Source organism: Tahibacter caeni, assembly GCF_024609805.1.
Lineage (GTDB): Bacteria > Pseudomonadota > Gammaproteobacteria > Xanthomonadales > Rhodanobacteraceae > Tahibacter > Tahibacter caeni.
In genome coordinates this window covers 1-1063 of the sequence record NZ_JANFVR010000670.1, presented here as the reverse complement: position 1 = coordinate 1063, position 1063 = coordinate 1, and the positions used below count along the sequence as shown (strand labels likewise).

1 protein-coding gene is annotated in these 1063 nt (G+C 73.9%); it reads right to left on the bottom strand.

Annotation, left to right across the window (positions count from 1 at the left end):
- Window positions 1-1063: CARDB domain-containing protein (locus NON22_RS24730; protein WP_257389635.1), on the bottom strand; the 1063-nt coding region annotated here is incomplete at both ends.

Here is a 1063-nt window from a genome sequence, read left to right as displayed (position 1 = left end):
GCTGCGCCGCCGTGCGCAACACGCGCAGGCGCAGGCTCACGCCGGCCAGTGCGGCGGCGGCGTTGTCGACGCGATAGACCAGTTCGCCGGGCTGGCCGGCGACGAGGCGCGCGGCCGGCGCGAGGCTCAGGCTGCCGCGCAACGCCGCGGGTGCGGCCGGTTCGTACAGGGTCAGGCTGGTTTCGCTGGACTGTGCCAGGTCCGGCGAGGTGAGCTCCAGCCGCACGGTGTAGACGCCGGCCGTCGCCGCCTGCGTCGTCCACGTATCCACTTTGCTCAATTGGTAGCCTGGCTCCAGCGTGCCCAGCGCCTGCGTCGCCGACCAGATTTCGATGCCGTCCGCCGTGCGCACCGACGTGCGCAGGACCGCGCCGCTCAGCAGCGCGTTGCCGGTCTCGAACTGCAGGCGGCTGTCGATCGCGACGGGGCTGCCGACCGCCGCCGGCTCCGCCGTGACCGCGAGCGCAATGCGGCGCACCGCGCCGATCGTGAACGGAATCTCGCGCTGCTCGACCGTGCTGCCGTCGCTGCGCGTGAGCTGCGCCTGCAGGCGATAGCCGCCGGCCAGGGTGCCGCGGCTGTCCCAGTCCAGCGCACGCGTCCAGACCTGACCGCTCGCGAGCGTCGCGATGGTCGCTTCGCCGAGATCGGCGACGAGGCTGCCGTCGCCGGCGAGCACGCGCGTGCGGACGCGGCCGCTGAACGGACTGCCCGGGTTGGTCACGCGCAGTTCGCCGCGCAGCCGTTCGGCCGGCGCGAGCAGGCGGCTCTCGGCGCTGACGTCGAGCAGCGGATCGCCGCCGCTGCTGACCGCGAACGGCAGTTCGACCGTGTTGTTGCTCTCGTCGGCTTCGGCGATCTGCGCGGCCGGATCGACGGCGATGCGCAGCCGGTAATGGCCGGTCTGCTCGACGAGGCCGAGATCCAGGCTCAGCGAGCGCGCTTCGCCGGCGGCCAGGTTCAGCGGCGCCGGCGGCGTCAGCGCGCGCCGGCTGCCGTCGGGTGCGAGCAGCTCGGCCGCGACGGTGACGGCGTTCGCCGGGATGGCGCCGCGATTGCGCAC